We start from the raw sequence: 26573 nt of genomic DNA on the forward strand, positions 1-26573 counted from the left end.
CGGTCATATCGCCATGGCGTGACTTCTGGATGACAGCGTTGACGAACAATTGGGCACTACCTCTTCTTCTGGCCTTTGCCCTCGGCGTCAGCGGCTGTGCCAGCACGCCTGCGCAACAGGATGGGCCGACTCAGGCCATCCCTGCTTCCGCGTCACCCTTTGGACGCTCTATTCTGGCCGAGGCGGCGCCTTATGGAGGGCGTTCCGGCTTTCGGTTGCTGTCCAACAGCACCGAAGCGTTCACGGCGCGTGCGGAATTGATCCGCAACGCCAAAACCAGCCTGGACTTGCAGTACTACATCGTCCACGACGGCCTCAGCACCCGCACGCTGATTGACGAGTTGTTGAAAGCCGCCGACCGGGGCGTGCGGGTGCGCATTCTGTTGGACGACATGACCAGCGACGGGCTGGACGAAAGCATCGCGACGCTGGCGGCTCACCCCAATATTCAGATTCGCCTGTTCAACCCCCTCAACCTGGGGCGCAGCACCGGCGCCACACGCTCGCTAGGCCGCCTGTTCAATCTGTCTCAGCAACATCGACGCATGCACAACAAACTGTGGCTGGCCGACAGCGCGGTGGCGATCGTCGGCGGGCGCAATCTGGGTGACGAATACTTCGACGCTGAGCCGAATCTCAACTTCACCGACGTCGACCTGCTCAGCGTTGGGCCTGTGGCCGAGCAGTTAAGCCACAGCTTCGACCAGTACTGGAACAGCACCCTGAGCAAGCCCGTGGATGATTTCATTTACTGGCCGCCAGACATGAAGGACCTGGCCGAAGCGCGCAAACGCCTTGCCGCCTCCCTGGAGCAAGCCCACGTCGAAAAAAAGGCGCTCTACGAACGGTTGATGGCCTACAAAACCCAGCCGCACTTGAAAACCTGGCTCAACGAACTGATCTGGGCGCACAACCAGGCACTGTGGGACGCGCCCACAAAGGTGCTGTCCCGGGGCGATCCGGACCCACACCTGCTGCTGACTACACAGCTCAGCCCTGATTTGAGCAACGTCCATCAGGAACTGATGATGATCTCGGCCTATTTCGTGCCGGGACAACAAGGTCTGACTTACCTCACCGGCCTTTCTGACAAAGGCGTGTCGGTGAGCCTGCTGACCAACGCCCTTGAAGCCACAGACGTACCGGCTGTACATGGCGGCTACGCCCCCTATCGCAAGGCGCTGCTCGCCCACGGGGTCAAACTGTTCGAACTGCGTCGCCAACCGGGCGACCCGAGCAATACCAGAGGGAGCGGGCCACGGTTTCTGCGCACCAAGACCCTCAGGGGTGGCTCCGAATCCAGCCTGCACAGCAAGGCAATGATTTTTGATCGGCAGAAAATTTTTGTCGGCTCGTTCAACTTCGACCCGCGTTCGGTGTTGTGGAACACCGAAGTAGGCGTACTGGTGGACAGCCCCGAATTGACCGAGAAGCTGCGCGAACTGGCGCTACAAGGCATGGCGCCTGCACTCAGTTATGAGGTCAGACTGGAGAACGATCAGGTAGTCTGGGTGACCGAGGACAACGGCAAAATGCACACGCTGTACAAGGAGCCGGGCGACTGGTGGCGCCGACTGAACGCGTGGTTCAGCAGCGCCGTGGGGCTTGAGCGGATGCTCTAGACCGCAACCGGCTGCACACCGAAGGCGCGAGGACGCCGGGCCAGAATCACCAACCCCAGCGCACCCGCCGCCATCAGTAACGGCAAGGCCTGGCCGCTGATCCATTGGCTCCCGGCGCCCGCCGCCAGCGGCCCCAACAGACACCCAATCCCCCACAACTGCGCCACATGAGCGTTGGCTCGCACCAGCGCGTCGTCTCTATAGCGTTCGCCGATCAAAATCAGCGACAGGGTGAACAGTCCGCCCGCGCTGGCACCGAACAGGACCCATAACGGCCAGATCGCAAGGGTGTGAACCAGCAACGGTATTGCCAGACTCGACAGCATCAGCGCCAGTGCGCAGCCCAAAAACAGCCCTCGCCGGGAAATCTTGTCCGCCAGCGCCCCAATAGGGAGTTGCAGTAGCGCATCGCCCACCACAACCGTACTGACCATCATCAGCGCTACTTCCGGGGTGAAGCCCTGTTGCAGGCAATAAACCGGCAGCAACGTCAGAATCATCGCCTCGAAACCTGCAAACAGCGCGATCGCCCACGCAATGGCAGGCAGTTGCTGACAAAAGCTCCCCAGATCGCGAAAGGTGACATGGCCCGACTCGGCACTGGGTGCGCCGGTACGCCCCAACAGCAGGAAAGGTGAAGTGGCCAGCAGCGCAGTGCCGACCCAGAAGCCGTAATCGTGCTCAGTACCCAGAGCACCCAGCAACAACGGACCGCCTAGCTGGCTCAAGGCATAACTGCTGCCGTACAGCGCCACCAACTTGCCCCGCAGGCGCTCGACAACCAGTTGGTTGATCCAGCTTTCACCGAGGATGAAGACGATGGTCAGGATCATGCCGAGCATGAGCCGCAGCACCAGCCAGATCCAGTAGTGGGGTAGCAGGGCCAAAAGCCCCACCGAAATCGAGCCGCCCCACAGACACAGGCGCATCAGGTTCGCAGTGCCGAACATCGACGCCAGACGGCTGGCCAACCCGGCGCCACACAGCACGCCGATGGCGGGCATGGCGGCCATCACGCCAATCGCAAACGCCCCATAACCCCAGGCTTCGAGGCGCAACGACACCAGCGGCATGCTCACGCCCAGCGCCAGACCGACGCTCAGCACGGACGACAGCACCGCGAAATAAGTACCCCAACGCATCACCACGCTCCTGTGGCTCAAGGAGAAGAGAAAAAACAGCCGGGCTTTTGGGAAAAGCCCGGCTGATCGGCATTTGCTTTTGACTCTGCCCGAAGGGCGTAGGAGCGCAGCTTGCTACGCCCTTCGGGCAGAAGCGGGGTCAAGATGATCCAGGCTTACAACTTGATCCAGGTCGCCTTCAGTTCGGTGTACTTGTCGAACGCATGCAACGATTTGTCACGACCGTTACCCGATTGCTTGAAGCCACCGAACGGAGCTGTCATGTCGCCGCCGTCATACTGGTTCACCCACACGCTGCCTGCGCGCAGTGCACGGGCGGTAAGGTGAGCTTTGGACAGGTCCGAAGTCCACACCGCCGCCGCCAGGCCATATGGCGTGTCGTTGGCGATTTGAACGGCTTCTTCGGCGGTGTCGAAGGTGAGCACAGACAGCACAGGGCCGAAGATTTCTTCCTGAGCGATCTTCATGGCATTGGTCACGCCATCGAAAATCGTCGGTTCGACGTAGGTGCCACCCGTCTCTTGCAGAATGCGCTTGCCGCCTACGACCAGCTTGGCGCCATCGGTGTGACCCGCTTCGATGTACGACAGCACGGTGTTCATCTGCTGCGTATCCACCAACGCACCCACGGTGGTCGCCGGGTCCAGCGGGTTGCCCGGTTTCCAGGCTTTAAGCGCCTCGATCACCATCGGCAGAAATTTATCCTTGATCGAACGCTCCACGAGCAAGCGCGAACCTGCGGTGCAGACCTCGCCCTGGTTGAAGGCAATGGCGCTGGCAGCGGATTCAGCAGCGGCTTGCAGGTCCGGGGCGTCGGCAAAAACGATGTTCGGGCTCTTGCCACCGGCTTCCAGCCAGATGCGCTTCATGTTCGATTCACCTGAATACACCAGCAGTTGCTTGGCGATCTTGGTCGAGCCAGTGAATACGGCCGTATCGACATCCATGTGCAGCGCCAGCGCCTTGCCAACGGTATGACCGTAGCCAGGAAGCACGTTGAGTACGCCCGCTGGAATGCCCGCCTGAACGGCCAGTTGTGCGACGCGGATGGCGGTCAGTGGCGATTTTTCGGACGGTTTGAGGATGACGGAGTTACCGCTGGACAGCGCAGGGCCAAGTTTCCAGCACGCCATCAAGAGCGGGAAGTTCCACGGCACGATGGCCGCGACCACGCCGACGGGCTCGCGGGTCACCAGACCCAACTGGTCGTGAGGCGTGGCCGCTACTTCGTCGTACAGCTTGTCGATGGCCTCGCCACTCCAGCTCAAGGCATTGGCCGAGCCAGGAATGTCGATGCCGTAGGAATCGCTGATCGGTTTACCCATGTCGAGGGTTTCGAGCAACGCGAGCTCTTCTACATTTTCTTTGATCAGAGCCGCAAAACGCAGCATCGCGGCCTTGCGCTTGGCAGGCGCCAGACGGGACCACGCGCCAGAATTGAACGTGGCGCGAGCGCTGTCCACTGCGCGCTGAGCGTCAGCAGCATCGCAACTGGCCACTTTGGCGAGGAAGCGGCCGTCCACCGGGCTGATGCAATCGAACGTGGCGCCGGATGCGGCGTCGGTGTATTCACCGTTGATGAAGGCACGGCCTTCGATCTTCAAAGCCTGGGCGCGTTTTTCCCAGTCAGCATGAGTCAGGGTGGTCATGAAACGTCCTCCTCTTATGAAATATGCGCGCCCTCGCGCTCATGAACCGTGCTACAGGACATCGCCTGACGTACTGCCGGTCGGCCAAAGGCATCCGTCACCCTAAACCAGCGCCGACACAATTTCCAATATATTGGACAAAAAGACGAAAAACGACGTTTTATCGTGCATTTTATTCAACAGCGCCGTTCAATAGCGGACCGACGAGACGCGGCACTCTCCCCCGCCCTCGCTATCCAACCACCATCAGCCAGCGCGATTCAGGAGCCAGGGACATGAGCATCGAAAGCATCGTCGACTTCAGTGAAGCCAGCACAGACGCAGAGCGTTTCAAGCCTGCCGCAGAAAAGATTCTCAAAGGTGACCCCGAGCAGACGATCTACAACCACTACAACAGCCCTTGCGGCCAGATGAACGCGGGCGTGTGGGAAGGCGAAGTCGGGCAGTGGAAGGTCAACTACACCGAGCACGAATACTGCGAAATCGTTCAGGGCGTGTCGGTGATTCGGGATGAGAGTGGACAGGCAAAAACCCTGCGGGCGGGTGATCGTTTCGTGATCCCGGCAGGATTCAAGGGAACGTGGGAAGTGTTGGAGGCGTGCCGCAAGATCTACGTGGTGTTCGAGCAGAAAGCCTGACGAATTGGGGTGCGCGCCAGTCGGCACTCTGCTGTATGACGCGCCGCCTTCGCCACCAAGGCGGCTCCCACGAAGATCGCGCCGAATCCAATTCTCGTGTTAAACGATGAACCTGTGGGAGCCGCTTTGGTGGCGACGGCGGTTGACTTGCCACCATAGAATCTCCCAAAACGCGCCTATCAGCATCCTCAAATCGCGCCCACAAAAAAGCCCGCATCGCTGCGGGCTTTTTCGTCAGTCGGAAAAATCAATTACTTGATTTTGCCTTCTTTGTAGATCACGTGCTTACGAACAACCGGATCGTATTTCTTGATCTCGATTTTGTCCGGAGTGGTGCGCTTGTTCTTGTCAGTGGTGTAGAAGTGACCAGTGCCAGCGCTCGAAATCAAACGGATCAGTTCACGCATGATGCTCTCCTTAAACCTTTGCGCCGTCGCGGCGGATTTCGGCCAGAACGACATCAATGCCGCGCTTGTCGATGATGCGCATGCCTTTGGCAGATACGCGCAGACGTACGAAGCGTTTCTCGCTCTCAACCCAGAAGCGGTGATGCTGCAGGTTTGGCAGGAAACGACGACGGGTTTTGTTGTTTGCGTGGGAAATGTTATTCCCGGTTACCGGACCCTTACCGGTAACTTGACAGACTCTCGACATGCCTCAGCCCTCTAAAACCACATGCCCAACCCGGCATGGGTTGGCCGCTTAATCTCTCAGTCATTTGGCGCCAGGCGCCGCGTTTCTTCAGGGGTCTTACCGGCCACACCGACGGTGAAGGCAGCGGGCCCCTAGAAAAGAGCGCTGCTTTATACCAGAAAGCCTTTGGAGCAACAACAGAAACGACGAATTACCTGAAAGAAAATCAGGCTTTTGCGGCTGACAGGGCCGTCGCTACAGGGCGCGAGGGGAAATATACCACTCGTCGCGCCGGATCGATTGTCCTGTGCCGACGCATGGTCTAGGGTAAGCCTCTTGCCAGACTGCACCGGCAGATGGGCCATCTTAGAAAGGAAAATCGCCATGCGCCTAGCCGCTTTACCCCTTTTGCTCGCCTCTCTGTCCATGCCGCTGATGGCTCAGGCCGCGACCAGCCTGAGCGTTTGCACCGAATCCAGCCCCGAAGGCTTTGACGTTGTGCAGTACAATTCGCTGACCACCACCAATGCGTCGGCCGACGTACTGATGAACCGCCTGGTGGATTACGACGCCCAGACCGGCAAGCTCGTCCCTAGTCTGGCAGAAAGCTGGAGCGTCTGGCCCGACGGCCTGACCTATGACTTCAAATTGCGCAGCGGGGTGAAATTCCATCACACCGACTACTTCACGCCGACCCGCGACTTCAACTCGGCGGACGTGGTGTTCAGTTTCCAGCGCATGCTCGACCCCGCCAATCCATGGAACAAGGTCGCCGTTCAGGGTTTCCCCCACGCCCAGTCAATGCAGTGGCCTTCGCTGATCAAGAAAATCGAAGCCCCGGACGCCAACACCGTACGCATCACCCTGGATCACCCTGACGCGACGTTTCTGGCCACCCTGAGCATGGGCTTCGCCTCTATTTATTCGGCGGAGTACACCGCGCAGTTGATGAAAGCGGGCACGCCCGAGAAGCTGAACGCCGAACCCATCGGCACCGGGCCGTTCATCTTCAAGCGTTTTCAGAAAGACTCCGTGGTGCGTTATACCGCCAACCCGGATTACTTCGCGGGCAAACCGGCTGTCGATACGCTGATCTACGCGATCACCCCCGACGCTAACGTGCGCCTGCAACGGATCAAACAGAACGAATGCCAGATTGCCCTCTCGCCCAAGCCGCTGGATGTCACCGAGGCCAGCAAGGATCCGAACCTCAAAGTCGAAAAGACTGACGCATTCATGACCGCATTTCTGGCGATCAATAGCCAGCATCCTCCGCTGGACAAATCGGAAGTGCGTCAGGCGATCAACCTCGCCTTCGACAAGGACACTTACCTCAAAGCGGTGTTTGAAGGCTCTGCGCGCGCCGCCAACGGCCCATACCCGCCGAACACCTGGGGTTACGCCAGCGACCTGCCGGGCTACAAGCATGACGTGGTCAGAGCCAAGGAACTGTTGGCCAAGGCCGGGTTGAAGGACGGTTTCAAAACCACGATCTGGACGCGCCCGTCCGGCAGCCTGCTGAACCCGAACCCCAGCGCAGGCGCGCAGCTGCTACAGAACGATCTCGCCGCCGTGGGCATCAAGGCAGAGATCAAGGTGATTGAATGGGGCGAGCTGATTCGTCGCGCCAAAACCGGCGAGCATGACTTGCTGTTCATGGGCTGGGCGGGTGACAACGGCGATCCGGATAACTTCCTGACGCCACAATTTTCCTGCGCGGCGGTCAAATCCGGCACCAACTTCGCGCGCTATTGCGACGAGGGTCTGGACAAGCTGATCAGCGAAGGCAAGGCCGTGACCGATCAGGGACAACGCAGCAAGCTCTACCATCAGGCTCAGGAGCAGATCCAGAAACAGGCCTTGTGGTTGCCGCTGGCGCACCCGACTGCATTCGCGCTAACCCGCAAGAACATTCTGGATTACAACGTCAGCCCGTTTGGACGGCAGGATTTTTCGAAGGTAGTGGTGAAGTAGTGGGGGTCATCCCTGTAGATGTTGTGTTGCCGGTCACACTTTCATCGTGGGAGCCGGCTTGCTGGCGAATGCGGTTTGTCTGTCGACTCATCCGTAGCTGACACCCTGTCTTCGCCAGCAAGCCGGCTCCCACAAGAGCTACGTTTAATCGGGGCATTGTCTCTGCGGCACGGGTATTTTGCCCCCTTCACATCAACCCCTGCTCCACCATCGACAACGGATCACCATCCCCGATGATGACGTGATCCAACACCCTCACATCGACAATGGCCAACGCCTCTTTCAGAATTTTGGTCAACTCGATGTCCGCTTCGCTTGGCTCGGTCACGCCTGACGGATGGTTGTGACAGAGAATGATGCCCGCCGCGTTGTGCGCCAGTGCTCGCTTGACTACCTGTCGCGGATGGACGTGAGCCACGTTGATCGAGCCGTGAAACAACGATTCGAACGCCTGGACCCTGTTCTTGCTGTCCAGAAACAGGCACCCGAACACTTCGTGTGGCTCATGTCGAAGCATGGCCTTGAGGTAACTGCGCACCTGAGCCGGGCTTTTCAATGCAGAACCGCGTCGCAGCCCCTCCCCCAAATGCCGCCGGGCCATCTCCATGACCGCCTGAAGCTGCGCATATTTGGCAGGCCCAAGCCCCTGCTCGTTGCTGAACACGGCCAGATTGGCCTCCAGCAATGCACGCAGACTCCCGAACTGATTCAACAGGTGCCGCGCCAGGTCCACTGCACTTTTCCCGGACACCCCCGTGCGCAGGAAAATCGCCAGCAACTCGGCATCGGAAAGACTCGCCGCCCCGCGCTCAAGCAGCTTTTCCCGTGGACGCTCTGCCGCTGGCCAATCGCGAATACTCATAGCACCTCCCTGTCAGTGGGCGCCGCTGTTCCCATGCGGTCGCTGTGCTATCTTAGCCATCTTTTTTACGCGTCAATCGGGGCCTGATCGGCCACAAGATTGCCGCGTGTAACTCGACCAAAAGGCAGGCCTATGCAGCGGCTGTATCGGAAACGCATCGTTCTCGGCGTCGGCGGCGGCATCGCTGCCTACAAGAGCGCCGAACTGGTCCGCCGGTTGCGCGATCACGGAGCCGAAGTACGCGTCGTCATGACCAAGGGCGGTGCCGAATTCATTACCCCTCTGACCATGCAAGCGCTGTCCGGCCACCCGGTTCATCTGGATCTTCTGGATCCCGCCGCCGAAGCGGCCATGGGTCACATTGAGCTGGCCAAATGGGCGGACATGGTGCTGATCGCCCCCGCCACCGCCGACCTGATCGCACGCCTGGCCCAAGGCATCGCCAATGACCTGCTGACCACCGTGGTGCTGGCCACCGATGCCATCGTCGCGGTCGCTCCGGCGATGAACCAGGCGATGTGGCGCGATGCGTCCGTGCAAGCCAACCTGCAAACCCTGGAGTCCCGAGACTTCCGCATGTTTGGCCCGGCCAGTGGTAGCCAGGCCTGTGGCGACGTGGGTTATGGCCGGATGCTCGAACCCAACGATCTGGCGCAATCCGCTGCCGATTGCTTCCAGCGCCTGAACCTGACCGGCAAACACGTGCTGATTACCGCAGGGCCAACGCAGGAAAACATCGATCCGGTACGCTACATCACCAACCACAGCTCCGGGAAAATGGGCTTTGCCCTCGCCGAAGCTGCCGCCGAAGCGGGCGCACGCGTCACGCTGATCACAGGCCCCGTCAATTTGCAGACCCCGGATCGCGTGTCGCGCATCGACGTGGTCAGCGCAAGAGACATGCTCGCGGCCTGCGAAGCCGCCATGCCCTGCGACCTGTTCATCGCGTCGGCAGCGGTCGCCGACTACCGCCCGGAAGTCGTTGCACCACAAAAATTGAAGAAAGACCCCACGACGGGTGATGGCCTGCTGCTGCAAATGGTCCGTAATCCGGACATTCTGGCCACCATCGCCCAACGTGAGGATCGCCCGTTCAGTGTCGGTTTCGCCGCCGAAACCGAACACCTGCTCGACTACGCCGCACGCAAGCTCAAGGACAAGAACCTTGATCTGATCATCGCCAACGATGTCGCCAACCCAAGCATTGGCTTCAACAGCGAAGAAAACGCATGCAGTGTGATCGACCGAGCGTTGCAAGAAACGCTCTTCGCCCAGACCAGCAAGGCCAAGATTGCCCGCCAGCTGGTGACTTTTATCGCCGATCGTTTGAACCAGGTTTAATCACGTATGCACGCTCTACAAGCCAAAATCCTCGACCCACGCATTGGTGGCGAATTTCCGCTCCCGGCCTACGCCACCACTGGCTCTGCCGGCCTGGACCTGCGCGCCATGCTCAAAGAGGACACGGTACTGGAACCCGGTCAGACCCTCTTGATTCCCACCGGTCTGTCGATATACATCGCAGACCCAAGCCTTGCCGCATTGATTCTGCCGCGCTCGGGACTGGGCCATAAGCACGGCATCGTGCTGGGCAATCTGGTGGGCCTGATCGACTCGGATTATCAGGGCGAATTGATGGTGTCTTGCTGGAACCGTGGCCAGACCGCGTTCAAGATTTCCGTGGGTGAGCGCGTCGCCCAGTTGGTATTGGTTCCGGTCGTTCAGGCGCACTTCGAAGTGGTGCAGGAGTTCGACGAGAGCCAGCGCGGCGCGGGCGGCTTCGGTCATTCCGGCAGCCATTGAGTCGATGAGGGTCGACTTGGCGCGCCAACTGAACCGCTCTGGCACGATGCTATAAACATAAAACGCACCAGGCAGTACGAGAAGGGAGAGTCAAGTTTGAAAGGCATCAAGCGCACAGCCAAGGCGACCCCTCGCCCGGAAACGACTGACGCAACGGTCAAGGACTCCAATCTGAGCCTGGCAAGCCCCGGCCTTCTTCCCTCCCTCATTGGCTTGCTGGCTGCAGGCGTTCTAGTCTGGCTCGGTCTGCTTAGCCAGCCGCAGGAAAAAGATCAGTTGGCTCAGGCCTGGGGCACCGCTCAAGCGGGCGCCATCGGCAAGGCGCTGCATCAGATCAATGCAGGCACTCAGGCCGCCGCACTGGACCCCGCGCTGTCCCAAGCCTTGCAAAGCAATGATCCCGCGGCTATCGCAGCCGCTCAGAACCAGTTGAACCATCGCGACAGCGTTGTCGGTGCACGGGTGAGTCCGCTGGGCTTCAACACGCCAGACAATCAATCTGCGCTGCCGATCAGTTTCGCCACACTCGACATGCTCAGCAAAGCCGGAAAAGGCGAAACCCCAGCGCCGGAAGCCCGGAAAGTCGGCGACAACTGGTTGATCTACAGCGTCGCACCTATACGTCCGACCGCTGACGGACCGATTACTGGCACCCTGCTGCTGGCGTTCAAACTGCAACGCTTGACCAACGCGCTGCCTGACGCCCCCGCTGATGTCGGCCAGATCGTGCTCAGTCAGCAATTCGGCGATGCCACTGCACAGAGCTTTCTGACTCGGGGTCAGGCCGATGGCGGCCGTGCGGTGGATTTCCCGACGGGCTTTGCGAACTGGAAGCTGACGTTCACTCCCGGCCCTGCGCTGCAATCATCCCCGCCTTCCTTGATGCTGGCCCTGGCCGCGTTGGTGGCGCTGGGCAGTCTGCTGTTGGGACTGTATTTGAACGAGAGCACGCTCAAGCGCCGGGTGAAAGCCGACGCCCGGCAACTGGAGCAACTGCTGCAAGAACTCTCAGGCGGCAAAGCCGTCAAAGCTTTCGGCTTGAGCATGCCCGCCCTCAATGGGCTGGCCCAGAGCCTGGCGACGTTCTCGCTGCGCAATTCACCCGCATCGCCGGTCCCGACGCCCAGCAATGGCGCGGCAGCCGCAGCCCCCGGTGCCACGGGCAGCAAAGCCGTATTTTCGTCGGTCGATGACACCGAACTGACCAATCCGCTGTTTCAGGACACCGACATTCTCGACATCGACCTGCTCGATGAATCACAGGAATTCCAGAAGTCGGAGCAATTACACACAATGAGCAGTACCGTTTCCTACGCTCCCGAATTTCCAGACTCGATCTTCCGCGCCTATGACATTCGCGGCATCGTGGGCGAAACCCTGAGCGGCGAAACCGCCTACTGGATTGGCCGTGCTGTCGGCGCTCAAAGCCTGGCCCAAGGCGAGCCGAACGTCTGCGTGGGCCGCGACGGGCGTCTCTCCGGACCGGAACTGATCGCGCAACTGGTCAAGGGCCTTTACGACAGCGGCTGCAACGTCAGCGACGTCGGCCTCGTTCCTACCCCGGCCCTCTATTACGCCGCCAACGTCCTGCAGGGTCGCACTGGCGTAATGCTGACCGGCAGCCATAACCCCAAGGACTACAACGGCTTCAAGATCGTCATCGCGGGCGATACGCTCGCCAATGAGCAGATCCAGGCCCTGCACGACCGCATCAAGCGCAACCACTTGCCCGCAGGCAAGGGCAGCGTCAGCAAGGTCGACATTCTCGAACTCTACTCGGGGCAGATCACCAATGACGTGGTACTGGCCCGACGCCTGAAAGTGGTAGTCGATTGCGGCAACGGCGCGGCGGGTGTCATCGCTCCACACTTGCTGGCCGCGCTGAACTGTGAGGTCATCCCGCTGTTCTGCGAGGTGGATGGCAACTTCCCGAACCATCACCCGGACCCCGGAAAGCTGGAGAACCTTCAGGACCTGATCGCCAAAGTCAAAGAGACCGGCGCCGACGTGGGCCTGGCATTCGACGGTGATGGCGATCGCGTAGGTGTCGTCACCAACGCGGGAAGCGTCGTATACCCCGATCGGTTGCTGATGCTGTTCGCTCGCGATGTGATCAAGCGCAATCCGGGGGCCGACATTATCTTTGACGTGAAATGCACACGCCGTCTGATCCCGCTGATTCAGGAATACGGCGGGCGCCCGGTGATGTGGAAAACCGGCCATTCGCTGATCAAGAAGAAGATGAGAGAAAGCGGTGCGCTGCTGGCTGGAGAAATGAGCGGCCACATCTTCTTCAAGGAACGCTGGTTCGGCTTTGACGACGGTATTTACAGCGCTGCGCGCCTGCTGGAGATCCTCAGCCAGGAATCCCTCAGCGCTGAAGAGCTGTTCCAGACGTTCCCGAATGACCTATCGACTCCGGAGATCAACATCAAGGTCACGGAAACCAGCAAATTCAGCATCATCGAAGCGCTGGAGCGTGATGCGCAGTGGGGCAATGCCAATCTGACGAGCATCGACGGCGTGCGTGTCGATTATCCGAAGGGCTGGGGTCTGGTTCGTGCTTCCAATACCACGCCGGTGCTGGTATTACGCTTCGAAGCCGAGACCGAGGACGAGTTGCAGCGGATCAAGGACGTTTTCCATACCCAGCTGAAAAACGTAGCACCGGATCTAGAACTTCCTTTTTGATCAACCTTTTCTGAGTGGAGCCCAAATGACCCTCGAACGCGATGCCGCATCCAACGCCGCCAAAGTCCTTTCCGAAGCGCTGCCTTACATCCGACGCTTCGTCGGCAAGACGCTGGTGATCAAGTACGGCGGCAACGCCATGGAAAGCGAAGAGCTGAAAACCGGCTTCGCGCGCGACATCGTGCTGATGAAGGCAGTGGGCATCAACCCGGTCGTGGTTCATGGCGGCGGCCCGCAAATCGGCGACCTGCTCAAGCGCCTGTCCATCGAAAGCCACTTCATCGACGGCATGCGCGTGACTGACGCACAGACCATGGACGTCGTGGAAATGGTGCTGGGCGGCCAGGTCAACAAGGACATCGTCAACCTGATCAACCGTCACGGCGGCAACGCCATCGGCCTGACCGGTAAAGACGCTCAACTGATCCGCGCGAAGAAAATGAACGTCACCCGCCAGACGCCAGACATGACCAAGCCGGAAATCATCGACATCGGCCACGTAGGCGAAGTTGTGGGCATTAACACCGACCTGCTGAACATGCTGGTCAAAGGCGATTTCATTCCGGTGATCGCGCCGATTGGCGTGGGTGCTGACGGTGAGTCCTACAACATCAACGCTGATTTGGTGGCGGGCAAAGTCGCAGAAGCCCTCAAGGCCGAGAAGCTGATGCTGCTGACCAACATCGCAGGCCTGATGGACAAAGAAGGCAAGGTATTGACCGGCCTGACCACCGAGCAAGTGAACGGCCTGATCGCCGACGGCACCATCTACGGCGGCATGCTGCCGAAGATCCGTTGCGCGCTGGAAGCGGTGCAAGGCGGCGTGACCACTTCGCACATCATCGACGGTCGCGTACCGAATGCCGTGCTGCTGGAAATCTTCACCGACACCGGCGTTGGCACCCTGATCAGCAACCGCAAGCGTCACTGATCAGAGCGGTCTCGCGCTATTTCCGGTGGGAGCCGGCTTGCTGGCGAAAGCGGTCTATCCGCTACGAATGAGTTGGCTGACACGCCGCATTCGCCAGCAAGCCTGCTCCCACAGGAATGGTGTATCTGCAAGCGTTACTGCGACAACAACTGCTGCAACCGCGCACGATCCTGCGTGAAGTCGGCGTCCGCCTGCTGTCGGTTCGTCTGGTAGCGGAGGATATCGACCTTGAGGTTCTGTTGCTGGTCTTGCAGGTCGCTCATCTGATCGATCAATCCCTGCGGCACCGGATGTCCGGCGCGCTCCTGATCTGCGGCCTGGCTTTGCAGCGAAGCTTGCTGGTTCGCCAGCCCCTGAATATTGCTCTGCGCGACCGAGATGAGCGCGTCGATTTCCGCCAGCTTGCGTGTTCGCGCGCGGTCGACATCGCTCACACTGCTGTACAGGTGCAATAACTGCGCGTCGGCGTCCGATTGAACCTTGGCCGCTTGGGCAGCCGCTTGCGCCTCGCGCGCCTGATCGGCAGTCGGCGCAGGCGGGACCACTTGAATGACCCGCCCGCGCTGGTTCAGGACCTCATAACCTTTGCCCGCATACTCGGGTGGCACGCCCTGACGATCCAGCACCGTGACACCACGACTGTCGACGTAGCGATAGAACACGATGCCCGGGCCGTCATCGGCGTGAACGCCCGGGACGCACCCCATGCCCAGCGACAACCATAGACCTGCTGTGCACAGCTTTTTGAGCATAAAAACCAGACCCTCTGAAGAATCAGACGCCGTACTGAGCCCGGTACGCTTCCACAGCCGGCAAATGCTGCTTGAGTTGTGGATCGTCGGCCAGGAATTCCAGCACCTGATTCAACGACACAATGCTCACCACCGGAATACCGAAGTCGCGCTCGACTTCCTGGATCGCCGACAGCTCGCCGTTTCCGCGCTCCTGGCGGTTCAATGCGATCAACACACCGGCCGCATTCGCGCCCTGAGCCTTGATGATCTGCATGACTTCGCGAATCGCAGTGCCTGCGGTGATCACGTCATCGATGATCAAGACGTTACCGGTCAACGGCGCGCCCACCAGGCTGCCGCCTTCGCCGTGATCCTTGGCTTCCTTACGGTTGAAACACCACGGCAAATCGAGCTGGTGCTGATCGGCCAAGGCCACGGCCGTCGCGGCCGCCAGAGGAATACCCTTGTACGCAGGCCCGAACAACACGTCGAAGGACATACCGCTTTCAACGACCGCAGCCGCATAGAACTTGCCCAGTTGGGCAAGTGCCGAACCGCTGTTGAAAAGACCGGCATTGAAGAAGTAAGGGCTGGTGCGTCCCGACTTCAGAGTGAACTCACCGAAGCGCAAAACACCACGATCGATGGCAAAACGAATGAAATCACGTTGATACTGCTGCATGAAAAAAGCCCCGAATACCACGGATTTAGCTAATTAGGTAGACCTCGGGTATCATACACGCACGTGATTTTTGGGGCCATTTATGCGGATCATCAGTGTGAACGTTAATGGTATTCAGGCTGCAGTCGAGCGTGGTTTGCTCAGTTGGCTGCAAGCCCAGAATGCCGACGTCATCTGCCTTCAGGACACCCGCGCCTCCGCCTTTGAATTAGACGACCCAGCCTACCAGCTGGACGGCTACTTCCTGTATGCCTGCGATGCTGAAGTTCCTGCCCAGGGCGGCGTGGCGCTTTACTCGCGGCTGCAACCGAAGGCGGTGATCAACGGTCTGGGCTTTGAAACAGCCGACCGTTACGGGCGTTACCTGCAGGCCGATTTCGACAAAGTCAGTATTGCAACTTTGCTGCTTCCTTCCGGCATGAACGGCGATGAAGACTTGAACCAGAAGTTCAAGCTCATGGACGACTTCGGCAAGTACCTGGACAAGCAGCGTCGCAAACGTCGTGAGTACATTTATTGTGGCTCACTGTACGTTGCGCAGCAGAAACTGGACATCAAGAACTGGCGCGACAGCCAGCAATCCCCGGGTTTTCTGGCGCCAGAACGCGCCTGGATGGACGAGATTGTCGGCAACATGGGCTATGTCGACGCCCTGCGCGAAGTCAGCCGTGAAGGCGACCAGTACAGCTGGTGGCCGGATAACGAACAGGCCGAGATGCTGAATCTGGGCTGGCGCTTCGATTATCAACTGCTAACCCCGGGCCTGCGCCGCTTCGTACGCAGCGCACGCTTGCCACGCCAGCCGCGCTTCTCGCAGCACGCGCCGCTGATCGTGGACTACGACTGGACGTTGACCATCTGACGCCCTGCTCGCTCAAAAGAAAGCCGACGTGAAGTCGGCTTTTGTTTGTCTGGCGTTTGTAATGACGCCGATGATCCTTGTGGGAGCCGGCTTGCTGGCGAAAGCGGTGTGTCAGTCAGCATAGCTATTGCTGATCCACTGCCTTCGCCAGCAAGCCGGCTCCCACAGAGGATTTGCATTCTGCCAAAGAGACGCATACGCCCGCCTACTTGATCAACCGCCAGGTAAACGGATACCGGTAGGCAACCCCGTCGTTGGCCTTGATCCCGGCAATGATCGTCAGCACCAGCGCGCCCACGCCCACCAGCATCAAAAGCGGGAAGCCGATCACGATGACCATCAGCAGGAAGCAGATCATCGCCGCAATGGCGACGGTGATCTGAAAGTTGAGTGCTTCCTTGCCCTGCGCATCGATGAACGGGTCGGTTTCCTTCTTCAACTGCCAGACAATCAGGGGCCCCAACAGATTACCGAAAGGGAAGATCAACCCGAAAAACGCCGCAAAGTGGCACAACATTGCCCACTGACGGACTTCTTTGCTCGGCGTGGGTAACGGCGTCTGATCGATCATCATGCTTTCCCTGTATTGATGGCGGTGCAACGGTTCGGGCGTGCAGCGCTCAGTCGGCGAGCGCAGCTTTCTGCAGTTGGAAAATCTCGGTCATGCCTTTTTGCGCCAGTGCCAGCATGGCGTTCAGCTCTTCAGGCTGGAACGGCGCACCTTCGGCAGTGCCTTGAACTTCGATGAAGCCGCCTGCGCTGGTCATGACCACGTTCAGGTCGGTCTCGGCAGCGGAGTCTTCCAGGTAATCCAGATCCAGCACCGGCTCGCCCTGATACATGCCGACCGAAACGGCCGCGATCATTTGCTTCAGCGGATCACCGGCTTTCAGACCGCCGCGCTTTTTGATCGCTTTCAACGCATCGGCCAGCGCAACCATGGAGCCGGTAATCGACGCCGTGCGAGTACCGCCGTCGGCCTGAATCACGTCACAGTCGACGTACAGGGTGATATCGCCCAGCTTGGACATGTCCAGTGCGGCGCGCAGCGAACGGCCGATCAGACGCTGGATTTCCAGGGTGCGGCCGCCCTGCTTGCCCTTGCTCGCTTCACGCTGGTTACGCTCACCGGTCGAGCGCGGCAGCATGCCGTATTCGGCAGTAAGCCAGCCTTGACCCTGGCCTTTGAGGAAGCGAGGAACGCCATTTTCGACGCTGACGGTGCAGATCACCTTGGTGTCGCCGAACTCGACCAGCACAGAACCCTCGGCGTGCTTGGTGTAGTTGCGGGTGATGCGGATCGAGCGGAGCTGATCGGCAGCGCGACCACTTGGACGTTTCATCTGGGATACCTGTACTGAGACGGAAAACTGACCTGCATTATAGAGGTGCAAGCCTGCGCTTGGGGCATCTAATCGCCCTGCAATGATCACCTGAGCCGGTCGGACCTTAAAAACACGCACTGCCCGGCAGCAAAATCACGGTACCGAACATCTTCTGCGACAACGCCACATTTGGGCGCACACCTCGCTCTGCGCTACAATCTTGCGCCTTTATAGCCTGTCGTCTCTTCACGACCCCATCGGGCAGCGATTGCCCCTTGCAAGGCTGACTCTGACTTTTATAGAGGTACTTCCCATGGTGCACAGCATGACGGCGTTCGCCCGTGCCGAACGAGCGGGCTCACAAGGCACGCTGAGCTGGGAATTACGCTCGGTCAACCATCGTTACCTAGAACCGCACCTGCGCTTGCCCGAGTCCTTTCGCGATCTGGAAGGCGCTGTACGCGAAGCGCTGCGTCAAGGGCTGTCGCGGGGCAAAGTCGAATGCACCCTGCGGTTTACCGAAGAGAACGCAGGCAAGCCGCTTCAAATCGACCGCGAACGCGCCAGCCAACTGGTGGCCGCGGCCGAGACCGTTGCGGGCCTGATCAAACAGCCTGCTGCGCTGAATCCGCTGGAGGTGCTCGCATGGCCGGGTGTGCTGGTCGGCGACGCAACCGATCCGCAGGCGCTGAATGCCGACGCGCTGGCCCTGTTCAACGAAGCGCTGGACGAACTGAAGGCCGGCCGTGCACGCGAAGGCGAAGACCTGGCGAAACTTCTCGACGAACGGCTTTCCTCCATCAAGACCGAAGTGGCTACCCTGCGCACCCTCGTGCCGCAGATGCTGGCCGCGCAGCGTCAGAAAATCCTCGATCGCTTCACCGACATGAAAGCCGAGCTCGACCCGCAGCGACTGGAACAGGAAATGGTCCTGCTGGCGCAGAAAAGCGACGTTGCCGAAGAACTCGACCGCCTGAGCACGCACGTGACCGAGGTCCGCCGCGTGCTCAAGGCCGGTGGCCAGGCAGGACGACGTCTGGATTTTCTGATGCAGGAGCTCAACCGCGAAGCGAACACACTAGGCTCCAAAGCCTTCGATCCTCGCAGCACTCAGGCTGCGGTCAACCTGAAAGTGTTGATCGAGCAGATGCGCGAACAAGTGCAGAACATTGAGTAAGGCCAGACCCGACATGACCCATAGCACCGGCACGTTGTATATCGTTTCCGCCCCCTCGGGCGCGGGCAAGACCAGCCTGGTCAAAGCCCTGATCGATGCGCAGCCGCAAATCCGCGTCTCCATTTCCCACACCACCCGCGCCATGCGCCCCGGTGAAGTGGACGGCGTGAACTATCACTTCGTCGACCGCGCCGAATTCGTGCGAATGATCGAGCACGGCGACTTTCTCGAACAGGCCGAAGTCTTCGGCAATCTGTACGGCACCTCGCAGAGCCGTCTGCAGCAGACCCTGGATGAAGGTCACGACCTGATTCTGGAAATCGACTGGCAGGGCGCCGAGCAAGTGCGCAAGCTGATGCCCCACGCCCGCTCGATTTTCATCCTGCCGCCAACCCAGCAGGCCTTGCGTCAACGCCTGACCAACCGCGGGCAGGACAGCGACGAGATCATCGAAGGTCGCATGCGCGAAGCGGTCAGCGAAATGAGCCATTACGTCGAATACGACTACATCGTGATCAACGATGATTTCGCCACGGCGCTGGAAGACCTCAAAGCGATCTTCCGCACCAACCTGCTGAGTCAGGAACATCAGCAGCAGCGTCATGCCGAGCTGCTGGCCCGACTGCTGGCCTAACGCACACCCGTAGCAGTCCGGCTTGCCGGCGGTAGCGATTTTGAGGACGCCACCGCCGGCAAGCCGGACTGCTACAAAATCAGCGCTTCCATAAAGGCTGGTGTTTTTTTAAACTACCGAGTCCGCTCGCCCAATCCGGGCACCGCGCATACCGCATTTGCTACTGAGGAATACCCATGGCCCGCGTGACCGTTGAAGACTGCCTGGAACATGTAGATAACCGCTTTGAGCTGGTCATGCTCGCCACCAAGCGTTCGCGTCAACTGGCGACCGGCGGCAAAGAGCCAAAGCTGGCCTGGGAAAACGACAAGCCTACCGTTGTTGCCCTGCGTGAAATCGCAGCGGGCCTGATGGACTACTCCGTCATTGCAGAAGCTGAAATCGTTGAAGATGAACCACTGTTCGCTGCGTTCGAGGACGAGTCCAACGAGGCCGTCTAAGCCTATGCCCGGTCGACGTAGCAAGGCGCAGGGTCACAATCTTCGGCAAGGAGTCGCATCTTGCCGAGCATAGACGCCCTCGCCGATCGCCTCTCGACCTACCTCGGCGCCGATCAGGTCAATCTGGTTCGCCGAGCGTACTTCTACGCCGAACAAGCCCACGACGGCCAACGCCGTCGTAGCGGTGAAGCCTACGTCACGCACCCGCTGGCGGTGGCTAATATCCTTGCCGACATGCACATGGACCATCAGAGCCTGATGGCTGCGATGCTGCATGACGTGATCGAAGACACCGGCATCGCCAAAGAAGCACTCTGTGCGCAATTTGGTGAAACCGTGGCCGAACTGGTCGACGGGGTCAGCAAACTGACCCAGATGAACTTCGAGACCAAGGCCGAAGCTCAAGCCGAAAACTTCCAGAAGATGGCCATGGCCATGGCGCGCGACATTCGCGTGATCCTGGTCAAGCTCGCCGACCGCCTGCACAACATGCGCACGCTGGAAGTGCTCTCCGGCGAAAAACGCCGCCGCATCGCCAAGGAAACCCTCGAAATCTACGCCCCCATCGCCAATCGCCTTGGCATGCACAGCGTGCGTATCGAATTCGAAGACCTGGGTTTCAAGGCCATGTACCCCATGCGTTCCTCGCGCATTGGGCAGGCGGTCAAACGCGCGCGCGGCAACCGCAAGGAACTGGTCAACAAGATCGAAGAGTCGCTGGCCCACTGCCTCGCCGTCGATGGCATTGAAGGCGACGTCAGCGGACGCCAGAAGCACCTGTACGGCATCTACAAGAAGATGCGCGGCAAGCGTCGGGCCTTCAACGAGATCATGGACGTCTATGCGTTCCGGATCATCGTAGACAAGGTCGATACCTGTTACCGCGTACTCGGCGCTGTACATAATTTGTACAAACCGCTGCCCGGCCGGTTCAAGGATTACATCGCGATCCCCAAGGCCAACGGCTATCAGTCGCTGCACACGACACTGTTCGGCATGCACGGCGTGCCTATCGAAATCCAGATCCGCACTCGCGAAATGGAAGAGATGGCCAACAACGGTATCGCGGCGCACTGGTTGTACAAGTCGTCCGGCGACGAACAGCCCAAAGGCACCCACGCTCGCGCCCGTCAGTGGGTCAAAGGCGTGCTGGAAATGCAGCAACGTGCGGGTAACTCGCTGGAATTCATCGAGAGCGTGAAGATCGACCTGTTCCCGGACGAGGTCTATGTGTTCACGCCCAAAGGCCGGATCATGGAGCTGCCCAAAGGCTCCACGGCGGTCGACTTCGCTTATGCCGTACACACCGACGTGGGCAATAGCTGCATTGCCTGCCGAATCAATCGTCGCCTGGCGCCACTGTCCGAACCGCTGCAAAGTGGCTCGACAGTCGAAATCGTCAGCGCGCCGGGCGCTCGCCCGAACCCAGCCTGGCTCAACTTCGTGGTCACCGGCAAGGCACGGACCCACATCCGTCATGCCCTCAAACTGCAACGCCGCTCGGAATCCATCAGTTTGGGCGAGCGACTGCTGAACAAAGTGCTGAACGGCTTCGACAGCAGCCTGGAAAAAATCCCCCACGAGCGTCTGCAAGCGATCCTCACCGAGTACCGGGTCGAGGTCATCGAAGACCTCCTCGAAGACATCGGGCTGGGTAATCGCATGGCCTACGTTGTGGCCCGCCGTCTCCTGGCCAGCGAAACCGAAGAACTGCCGAACGCCGAAGGGCCGCTGGCGATTCGCGGGACCGAAGGCTTGGTACTCAGCTACGCCAAGTGTTGCACGCCGATTCCGGGCGACCCGATTGTCGGCCACCTTTCAGCGGGCAAAGGCATGGTCGTGCACCTGGACAACTGTCGCAACATCAGTGAAATCCGCCACAACCCGGAAAAGTGCATCCAGCTTTCCTGGGCCAAGGACGTCACCGGCGAATTCAATGTCGAGCTGCGCGTGGAACTGGAGCATCAGCGCGGGCTGATCGCACTGCTGGCCAGCAGCGTCAACGCCGCCGACGGCAACATCGAGAAAATCAGCATGGACGAGCGCGATGGTCGTATCAGCGTGGTCCAACTGGTGGTCAGCGTGCACGACCGCGTGCATCTGGCCCGCGTGATCAAGAAACTGCGCGCCCTGACCGGGGTGATCCGCATCACCCGCATGCGCGCGTAGCCAACCGCCAACAGGAGTTTTTCATGAGCAAGACCGTTATCTCCAGCGACAAAGCCCCTGCCGCCATCGGCACGTACTCCCAGGCGATCAAAGCTGGCAATACCGTCTACATGTCCGGCCAGATTCCACTGGACCCGAAAACCATGGAGCTGGTCGAAGGCTTCGAAGCCCAGACCGTTCAGGTCTTCGAAAACCTCAAGGCTGTTGCTGAGGCCGCAGGCGGTTCGTTCAAGGACATCGTCAAGCTGAACATCTTCCTGACCGACCTGAGCCACTTCGCCAAGGTCAACGAAATCATGGGCAAATACTTCGAACAGCCTTATCCGGCTCGCGCAGCCATCGGCGTAGCCGCTCTGCCACGCGGCGCGCAGGTCGAAATGGACGCCGTGCTGGTCATCGAGTAAAACCCCTCGCGGAGCGCATGTGCGCTCCGCCCCCTCAGAACAAAGGAAGGACTCCGCCATGCCCATGCGCGTCGCGTTCGCCCTCTCGCTGTTGGCCGCGCTGCTGAGCGGTTGTGCCAGCCACTCCAACAAAACGCCTGACGGCGTCTGGATCAACCAGGCAGCCATCGACGCTGCGGCTGAAGGCGGCAACTTGCGCCAGTCGCTGCTGGCGTACGGCCCAACGCTGGAGTGGAACATCAACACGGCGGCCGGGCAGGCCACGTCTTATAACGGTTTCGAGCTGACCGATGGCAAGATCGCCAAGGACCCGAATGGCGCCTGGAAGGTCAACGTTTACGGCAGCGCATCGGACGAGTTGAAACTCAAGAGCGACGAACTGGTACAAAGCGCCAGCGATTCCGGCCCCGAGCAACACTTCCGCATGCCGAAAGAACCTGCACAGGCCGGTGCGCAGCCGGGCAGCAGCTTCGAGCGCGCGCTATACACCGCGTACCTGGGCGGTAAATGGACCATCGTCAATGGCGAAGGCCAAGGCAGCGTAGTCGAGTTCGAACCCGATGGCAGCGTGAGCGGCTTGCCGGGCAACGATCGTTACGCCCTGTGTCTGGCAGGCGATTGCGCGGCCATGAGCGGCGAATACGACAGCATGTGGCTGGAAAGAAACGAGCGCGGCAACCCTTGGGTTTTTGTGCGTCAAGGCAAGCAACTGGAGATTTTCCAGGCCGTGAACAACGCACAACCGACCGAAATGCCGGACCTGCGTCCGGGCGAGCGGCATTGGGTGTTAGAGAAGAACTGACACTTGGCAAACATGCAGCCTGTGGGAGTGAGCTCGCTCACGAAAGAATTGGATCAGTCACATTGGCGGTGTCTGAAACAGCGCCTTCGTGAGCGAGCTCACTCCCACAGACATATCCCAATACGCTGATCAATCCGGGCTGCTGCCCAACATCGCCTCATACCCCTCTTTATACGTCGCATACCGTGGCACCCAGCCCAGCGCTTTCGCCCGGGTATTGCTGCAACGCTTGCTTCCCGCACGCCTGACGCTGTTCTCGTCCGACCATTGCGTCACGCCCAACCGCTGCCGCATCCAGTCGACCACCTCGGCCAGTGGCACGGGCGCGTCATCCACACCCAGATAACACTCTTCCAGCGCCACACCCTTCGCGTCCGCTTGCAGCAAAAACGCCAACAGGCCTGCCGCGTCGTCGGCGTGAATCCGGTTGCCATATAAAGGTGGCTCGACCGCAACGCTGTACCCTTGCCGCACTCGATTCATCAGATCGCTGCGCCCCGGTCCATAAATGCCCGTCAGCCTGACAATGCTGGCGGGCCAACCACTTTCGAGCGCGACCCGTTCTGCCTCGCGCATGACCTGCCCCGAGAAACCGGATCCCTCGGCGGGTGAAGTCTCGTCAATCCATTCACCCTCCTGCTGTCCGTAAACGCTGCTGCTGGACACGAAGAAAATCCGTCTGGGCCTTTGCCCGCTGCGCTCGATCCAGCCCAGTACATGGCGCAAACCTTGTACATACGCCGCGCGATATCCTGCTTCGTCACGCTCGGTCGGCGTGGCGCAATACACCAGATAGTCGATGCGCCCTTCTGGCCACTGGTCAGGCATGCGCGCATCGAACAAGTCACCACTGACGCCGCGCACCCCGCGTGGCAGCTTGGCGATATTTCTGCGCAAGCCATACACCGTCCAGCCTTGAGGCTGGATTTGTGCGGCCAGCCTCCCGCCAATGTCGCCACATCCTGCAATCAAAACGGATGGCGCTGTCATGACCAATCTCCACATGAAAAGTAGGCTCGCCCCCATGAAACAAGGGCGCCAAGCGACCATCGGGACGCGTTTATGTTAAAAAAAGATACTCTATTACTTTTGTTAACAAGAATTACTTGCAATAATGTCGGCCCTTTGTTCTTCTCCGCTCGCCTCGCGCAGCGTGACGCATTCAGAACGAAATACCTTTTTCATATCAGGTCGGGCCAGCATGACACGTACTCAATCCCCCGCTTCGTCTATCACGTCTTCAGGCCTGCCGCGTGCAGGGCGCGCTATCGCAGCGCTGCTGTTCAGCCTGATGCTGGCCCCTGTCGCGCTCGCTGACTCTTCCGCTCCAGCACAAGCGTCGGCCGTGCAGTCTGCCGCTCCGGCACCCGCCACACCAGTGGACACCAATGCCGCGCCAGCCGTTCAGGATCCCGCTGCACCCGCGCCGACTGAATCGCTGGAAGCCGCTGCCGAAGACAACAGCCTGGGCATGTCCCACGACTTGTCGCCTTGGGGCATGTACAAGAACGCAGACATTATCGTTAAAGCGGTCATGATCGGCCTCGCTGTTGCATCGATCATCACCTGGACCATCTGGATCGCCAAAGGCCTTGAGTTGCTGGGCGCCAAGCGTCGCCTGAAAGGCGAAATCGCTGCCCTTAAACGCGCTCGCACACTGGACGAGGCCGCTGCGGGTGCCAAGAAAGAAGGCACGCTGGCCAACCTGCTGGTTCACGACGCCATGGAAGAAATGCACCTGTCGGCCAACAGCCGCGAGCGCGAGGGCATCAAGGAACGCGTCAGCTTCCGACTGGAGCGCCTGGTCGCAGCCTGCGGTCGCAACATGAGCATGGGCACCGGCGTTCTCGCCACCATCGGTTCAACCGCCCCGTTCGTAGGTCTGTTCGGCACCGTGTGGGGCATCATGAACAGCTTCATCGGCATCGCCAAAACCCAGACCACCAACCTCGCTGTCGTAGCACCCGGTATCGCCGAGGCGCTGCTGGCCACGGCACTGGGCTTGGTCGCCGCGATTCCTGCGGTTGTCATCTACAACGTCTTCGCTCGCTCAATCGCGGGCTACAAGGCGCAGGTTTCCGACGCCTCGGCGCAGGTGCTGCTGCTGGTCAGCCGCGACCTGGACCACCAGCCAGCCGCTGACCGCAATCAGCAGCCGCACATGGTCAAGATGGGGTAAACCATGGGCCTGCATCTTAACGAAGGTGGCGACGACCTCGCCGAGAACCACGAAATCAACGTGACGCCGTTCATTGACGTCATGTTGGTGCTGCTGATCATCTTCATGGTGGCGGCGCCTCTGGCCACGGTGGACATCAAGGTCGACCTGCCCGCGTCTACGGCGAAACCCGCACCCCGGCCCGAGAAACCCGTCTTCCTGAGCGTCAAGGCCGACCAGAGCCTGTACCTGGGCGACGAGAAAGTCGCACGCGAGCAGATCGGCCCGGTGCTGGACGCCAAGACCAAGGGCAAGAAAGACACAACGATTTTCTTCCAGGCCGACAAGGGCGTGGATTACGGCGATCTGATGGAAGTCATGAACCTCCTGCGCGGTGCCGGTTACCTGAAAGTCGGTCTGGTGGGTCTTGAGACGGTTGGTAAGAAATGATCAATACGCGCCAAAAACTGACGCGCTATAGCGGTAGTCTGTTGTTGGTGCTGGCGGCCCATGCCGTGGCGATTTTCGTTGCGTTGCACTGGTCCGCCCCGCAGGCCATCGAGCTGCCACCGGCTGCGATGATGATCGAGCTGGCGCCCGTCCCAGAGCCCGCTCCGCCACCACCGCCCAAAGTGGTTCAGCCGCCGCAGCCTCCGGCACCGGAAGAACAACTGCCGATTCCGCCTATCGCTGAAGCGCCAAAACCGGAAATCGCGATTCCAAAACCGGTCAAGCCAAAGCCGAAACCTCAGCCACCGAAGCCGGTGAAAAAGGTCGAGCCGCCGAAGGAAGAGAAGCCTGCCGATGAAAAACCGGTAGACACTCCGCCGTCCAACGCCAAGCCTGAAAAATCGGCAGCACCTGAAGCGGCGCCGCCGGCGCCGCCGAGCACCGCACTGCCTAGCTGGCAGGGTGATCTGTTGCGCCACCTGGCCAAATTCAAGCGCTATCCGGAGGACGCACGTCGTCGCGGCATGCAAGGCATCAACCGCCTGCGCTTCGTCGTCGATGGCGAAGGCCGCGTGCTGTCCTACGAAATCGCGGGCGGCTCAGGCAGTGCGGCACTGGACCGGGCCACGCTGGAAATGATTCGTCGCGCCCAGCCGTTGCCTAAACCACCGGCCGAATTACTCAACAATGGCACGCTGGAAGTCGTCGCGCCCTTCGTTTATTCCCTGGATAAACGCTGAAACGCTGATTTTGCGACAACAGAGGGCTTGATAACGTGCGTCTATCGATTG

At 59.9% G+C, this 26573-nt stretch carries 27 protein-coding genes; 17 read left to right on the forward strand and 10 right to left on the reverse strand.

Features of this window, described 5'->3' with window-relative positions; all coding sequences use genetic code 11:
* Window positions 1-29: 29 nt before the first annotated feature.
* Complete coding sequence (locus tag ACI2KB_RS14210) at window positions 30-1622, forward strand: phospholipase D family protein (RefSeq protein ID WP_404635478.1); 1593 nt, start codon at window positions 30-32, stop codon at window positions 1620-1622.
* Here the strand turns inward: ACI2KB_RS14210 and ACI2KB_RS14215 are convergent.
* Both ACI2KB_RS14215 and ACI2KB_RS14220 read right to left on the reverse strand, forming a co-directional pair.
* The gene (locus tag ACI2KB_RS14215) at window positions 1619-2764 is read right to left on the reverse strand and encodes an MFS transporter (protein WP_404635480.1); all 1146 of its coding nucleotides are present in this window, start codon (window positions 2762-2764) and stop codon (window positions 1619-1621) included. The genes ACI2KB_RS14210 and ACI2KB_RS14215 overlap by 4 nt on opposite strands.
* A gap of 155 nt (window positions 2765-2919) precedes the next feature.
* Window positions 2920-4413 carry an aldehyde dehydrogenase gene (locus tag ACI2KB_RS14220; RefSeq protein WP_404635482.1) on the reverse strand — a complete coding sequence of 498 codons (1494 nt, stop codon included), beginning with the start codon at window positions 4411-4413 and terminating at the stop codon, window positions 2920-2922.
* Window positions 4414-4688: 275 nt separating this feature from the next.
* Here ACI2KB_RS14220 and ACI2KB_RS14225 point away from each other — a divergent pair, with 275 nt between their 5' ends.
* On the forward strand, window positions 4689-5051 hold the full coding sequence (locus ACI2KB_RS14225) for a cupin domain-containing protein (RefSeq protein WP_404635484.1): 363 nt from the start codon (window positions 4689-4691) through the stop codon (window positions 5049-5051).
* A gap of 251 nt (window positions 5052-5302) precedes the next feature.
* On the opposite strand, the gene rpmG is transcribed toward ACI2KB_RS14225, so the two are convergent.
* Together rpmG and rpmB are read right to left on the reverse strand one after the other, a co-directional pair.
* The gene (gene rpmG / locus ACI2KB_RS14230) at window positions 5303-5458 is read right to left on the reverse strand and encodes a 50S ribosomal protein L33 (protein WP_003177274.1); all 156 of its coding nucleotides are present in this window, start codon (window positions 5456-5458) and stop codon (window positions 5303-5305) included.
* Between the two features lie 10 nt (window positions 5459-5468).
* Window positions 5469-5705: a 50S ribosomal protein L28 gene (rpmB, locus tag ACI2KB_RS14235; protein WP_108236194.1), complete on the reverse strand. Its 237-nt coding sequence runs from the start codon at window positions 5703-5705 to the stop codon at window positions 5469-5471.
* A gap of 363 nt (window positions 5706-6068) precedes the next feature.
* Between rpmB and ACI2KB_RS14240 the strand changes: the two genes are divergently transcribed.
* A complete protein-coding gene (locus ACI2KB_RS14240; RefSeq protein WP_404635487.1) occupies window positions 6069-7658 on the forward strand; it encodes an ABC transporter substrate-binding protein in 1590 nt (529 codons plus the stop codon).
* A gap of 187 nt (window positions 7659-7845) precedes the next feature.
* Here ACI2KB_RS14240 and radC read toward each other — a convergent pair whose 3' ends face one another.
* The gene (gene radC / locus ACI2KB_RS14245) at window positions 7846-8520 is read right to left on the reverse strand and encodes a DNA repair protein RadC (protein WP_404635488.1); all 675 of its coding nucleotides are present in this window, start codon (window positions 8518-8520) and stop codon (window positions 7846-7848) included.
* A gap of 132 nt (window positions 8521-8652) precedes the next feature.
* On the opposite strand from radC, the gene coaBC reads away from it, so the two are divergent.
* From coaBC to argB, 4 genes are all read left to right on the forward strand, one after another.
* Complete coding sequence (gene coaBC / locus ACI2KB_RS14250; protein ID WP_404635490.1) at window positions 8653-9861, forward strand: bifunctional phosphopantothenoylcysteine decarboxylase/phosphopantothenate--cysteine ligase CoaBC; 1209 nt, start codon at window positions 8653-8655, stop codon at window positions 9859-9861.
* A gap of 6 nt (window positions 9862-9867) precedes the next feature.
* Window positions 9868-10323, forward strand: a complete 456-nt coding sequence (dut, locus tag ACI2KB_RS14255) for a dUTP diphosphatase (protein WP_404635492.1) — start codon at window positions 9868-9870, stop codon at window positions 10321-10323.
* A gap of 1293 nt (window positions 10324-11616) precedes the next feature.
* Window positions 11617-13014 (forward strand): phosphomannomutase/phosphoglucomutase, encoded by a 1398-nt coding sequence (locus ACI2KB_RS14260; RefSeq protein ID WP_404635708.1) that lies wholly within the window; start codon window positions 11617-11619, stop codon window positions 13012-13014.
* Between the two features lie 25 nt (window positions 13015-13039).
* Window positions 13040-13945 carry an acetylglutamate kinase gene (argB, locus tag ACI2KB_RS14265; RefSeq protein ID WP_404635494.1) on the forward strand — a complete coding sequence of 302 codons (906 nt, stop codon included), beginning with the start codon at window positions 13040-13042 and terminating at the stop codon, window positions 13943-13945.
* A 134-nt stretch (window positions 13946-14079) separates the two neighbouring features.
* On the opposite strand, the gene ACI2KB_RS14270 is transcribed toward argB, so the two are convergent.
* Both ACI2KB_RS14270 and pyrE read right to left on the reverse strand, forming a co-directional pair.
* Complete coding sequence (locus ACI2KB_RS14270; protein ID WP_404635496.1) at window positions 14080-14697, reverse strand: DUF4124 domain-containing protein; 618 nt, start codon at window positions 14695-14697, stop codon at window positions 14080-14082.
* 22 nt (window positions 14698-14719) lie between these two features.
* The gene (pyrE, locus tag ACI2KB_RS14275) at window positions 14720-15361 is read right to left on the reverse strand and encodes an orotate phosphoribosyltransferase (RefSeq protein WP_404635498.1); all 642 of its coding nucleotides are present in this window, start codon (window positions 15359-15361) and stop codon (window positions 14720-14722) included.
* Window positions 15362-15443: 82 nt separating this feature from the next.
* Between pyrE and ACI2KB_RS14280 the strand changes: the two genes are divergently transcribed.
* Window positions 15444-16223 (forward strand): exodeoxyribonuclease III, encoded by a 780-nt coding sequence (locus ACI2KB_RS14280; protein ID WP_062379788.1) that lies wholly within the window; start codon window positions 15444-15446, stop codon window positions 16221-16223.
* Between the two features lie 205 nt (window positions 16224-16428).
* Here ACI2KB_RS14280 and ACI2KB_RS14285 read toward each other — a convergent pair whose 3' ends face one another.
* Both ACI2KB_RS14285 and rph read right to left on the reverse strand, forming a co-directional pair.
* Entirely contained in the window at window positions 16429-16797 is a 369-nt protein-coding gene (locus tag ACI2KB_RS14285) for a DUF4870 domain-containing protein (protein WP_404635500.1), read from the reverse strand.
* Between the two features lie 46 nt (window positions 16798-16843).
* Window positions 16844-17566, reverse strand: a complete 723-nt coding sequence (gene rph, locus ACI2KB_RS14290) for a ribonuclease PH (protein WP_404635502.1) — start codon at window positions 17564-17566, stop codon at window positions 16844-16846.
* A gap of 295 nt (window positions 17567-17861) precedes the next feature.
* On the opposite strand from rph, the gene ACI2KB_RS14295 reads away from it, so the two are divergent.
* The 6 genes from ACI2KB_RS14295 (at window position 17862) to ACI2KB_RS14320 (ending at window position 23174) form a co-directional block, all read left to right on the forward strand.
* Window positions 17862-18725 (forward strand): YicC/YloC family endoribonuclease, encoded by an 864-nt coding sequence (locus tag ACI2KB_RS14295; protein WP_404635504.1) that lies wholly within the window; start codon window positions 17862-17864, stop codon window positions 18723-18725.
* 13 nt (window positions 18726-18738) lie between these two features.
* The gene (gene gmk / locus ACI2KB_RS14300; RefSeq protein ID WP_404635506.1) at window positions 18739-19359 is read left to right on the forward strand and encodes a guanylate kinase; all 621 of its coding nucleotides are present in this window, start codon (window positions 18739-18741) and stop codon (window positions 19357-19359) included.
* 176 nt (window positions 19360-19535) lie between these two features.
* Window positions 19536-19799: a DNA-directed RNA polymerase subunit omega gene (gene rpoZ, locus ACI2KB_RS14305; RefSeq protein ID WP_108236206.1), complete on the forward strand. Its 264-nt coding sequence runs from the start codon at window positions 19536-19538 to the stop codon at window positions 19797-19799.
* A 60-nt stretch (window positions 19800-19859) separates the two neighbouring features.
* Complete coding sequence (spoT, locus tag ACI2KB_RS14310) at window positions 19860-21968, forward strand: bifunctional GTP diphosphokinase/guanosine-3',5'-bis pyrophosphate 3'-pyrophosphohydrolase (RefSeq protein WP_404635508.1); 2109 nt, start codon at window positions 19860-19862, stop codon at window positions 21966-21968.
* Window positions 21969-21991: 23 nt separating this feature from the next.
* Window positions 21992-22372: a RidA family protein gene (locus ACI2KB_RS14315; protein ID WP_166594036.1), complete on the forward strand. Its 381-nt coding sequence runs from the start codon at window positions 21992-21994 to the stop codon at window positions 22370-22372.
* 64 nt (window positions 22373-22436) lie between these two features.
* Window positions 22437-23174, forward strand: coding sequence for a hypothetical protein (locus ACI2KB_RS14320; protein ID WP_404635710.1), 738 nt, complete (start codon window positions 22437-22439; stop codon window positions 23172-23174).
* Window positions 23175-23303: 129 nt separating this feature from the next.
* Here ACI2KB_RS14320 and ACI2KB_RS14325 read toward each other — a convergent pair whose 3' ends face one another.
* On the reverse strand, window positions 23304-24164 hold the full coding sequence (locus tag ACI2KB_RS14325) for an SDR family oxidoreductase (RefSeq protein ID WP_404635510.1): 861 nt from the start codon (window positions 24162-24164) through the stop codon (window positions 23304-23306).
* A 211-nt stretch (window positions 24165-24375) separates the two neighbouring features.
* On the opposite strand from ACI2KB_RS14325, the gene exbB reads away from it, so the two are divergent.
* The 3 genes from exbB to ACI2KB_RS14340 are packed head-to-tail and all read left to right on the forward strand — an operon-like array spanning window position 24376 to window position 26522.
* A complete protein-coding gene (exbB, locus tag ACI2KB_RS14330) occupies window positions 24376-25353 on the forward strand; it encodes a tonB-system energizer ExbB (RefSeq protein WP_404635512.1) in 978 nt (325 codons plus the stop codon).
* Between the two features lie 3 nt (window positions 25354-25356).
* The gene (gene exbD / locus ACI2KB_RS14335) at window positions 25357-25782 is read left to right on the forward strand and encodes a TonB system transport protein ExbD (protein ID WP_108236211.1); all 426 of its coding nucleotides are present in this window, start codon (window positions 25357-25359) and stop codon (window positions 25780-25782) included.
* Entirely contained in the window at window positions 25779-26522 is a 744-nt protein-coding gene (locus ACI2KB_RS14340; RefSeq protein ID WP_404635514.1) for an energy transducer TonB, read from the forward strand. The genes exbD and ACI2KB_RS14340 overlap by 4 nt, the downstream gene beginning before the upstream one ends.
* Window positions 26523-26573: the final 51 nt, after the last annotated feature.

This window comes from Pseudomonas sp. NPDC088444, from assembly GCF_044900175.1.
GTDB lineage: Bacteria > Pseudomonadota > Gammaproteobacteria > Pseudomonadales > Pseudomonadaceae > Aquipseudomonas.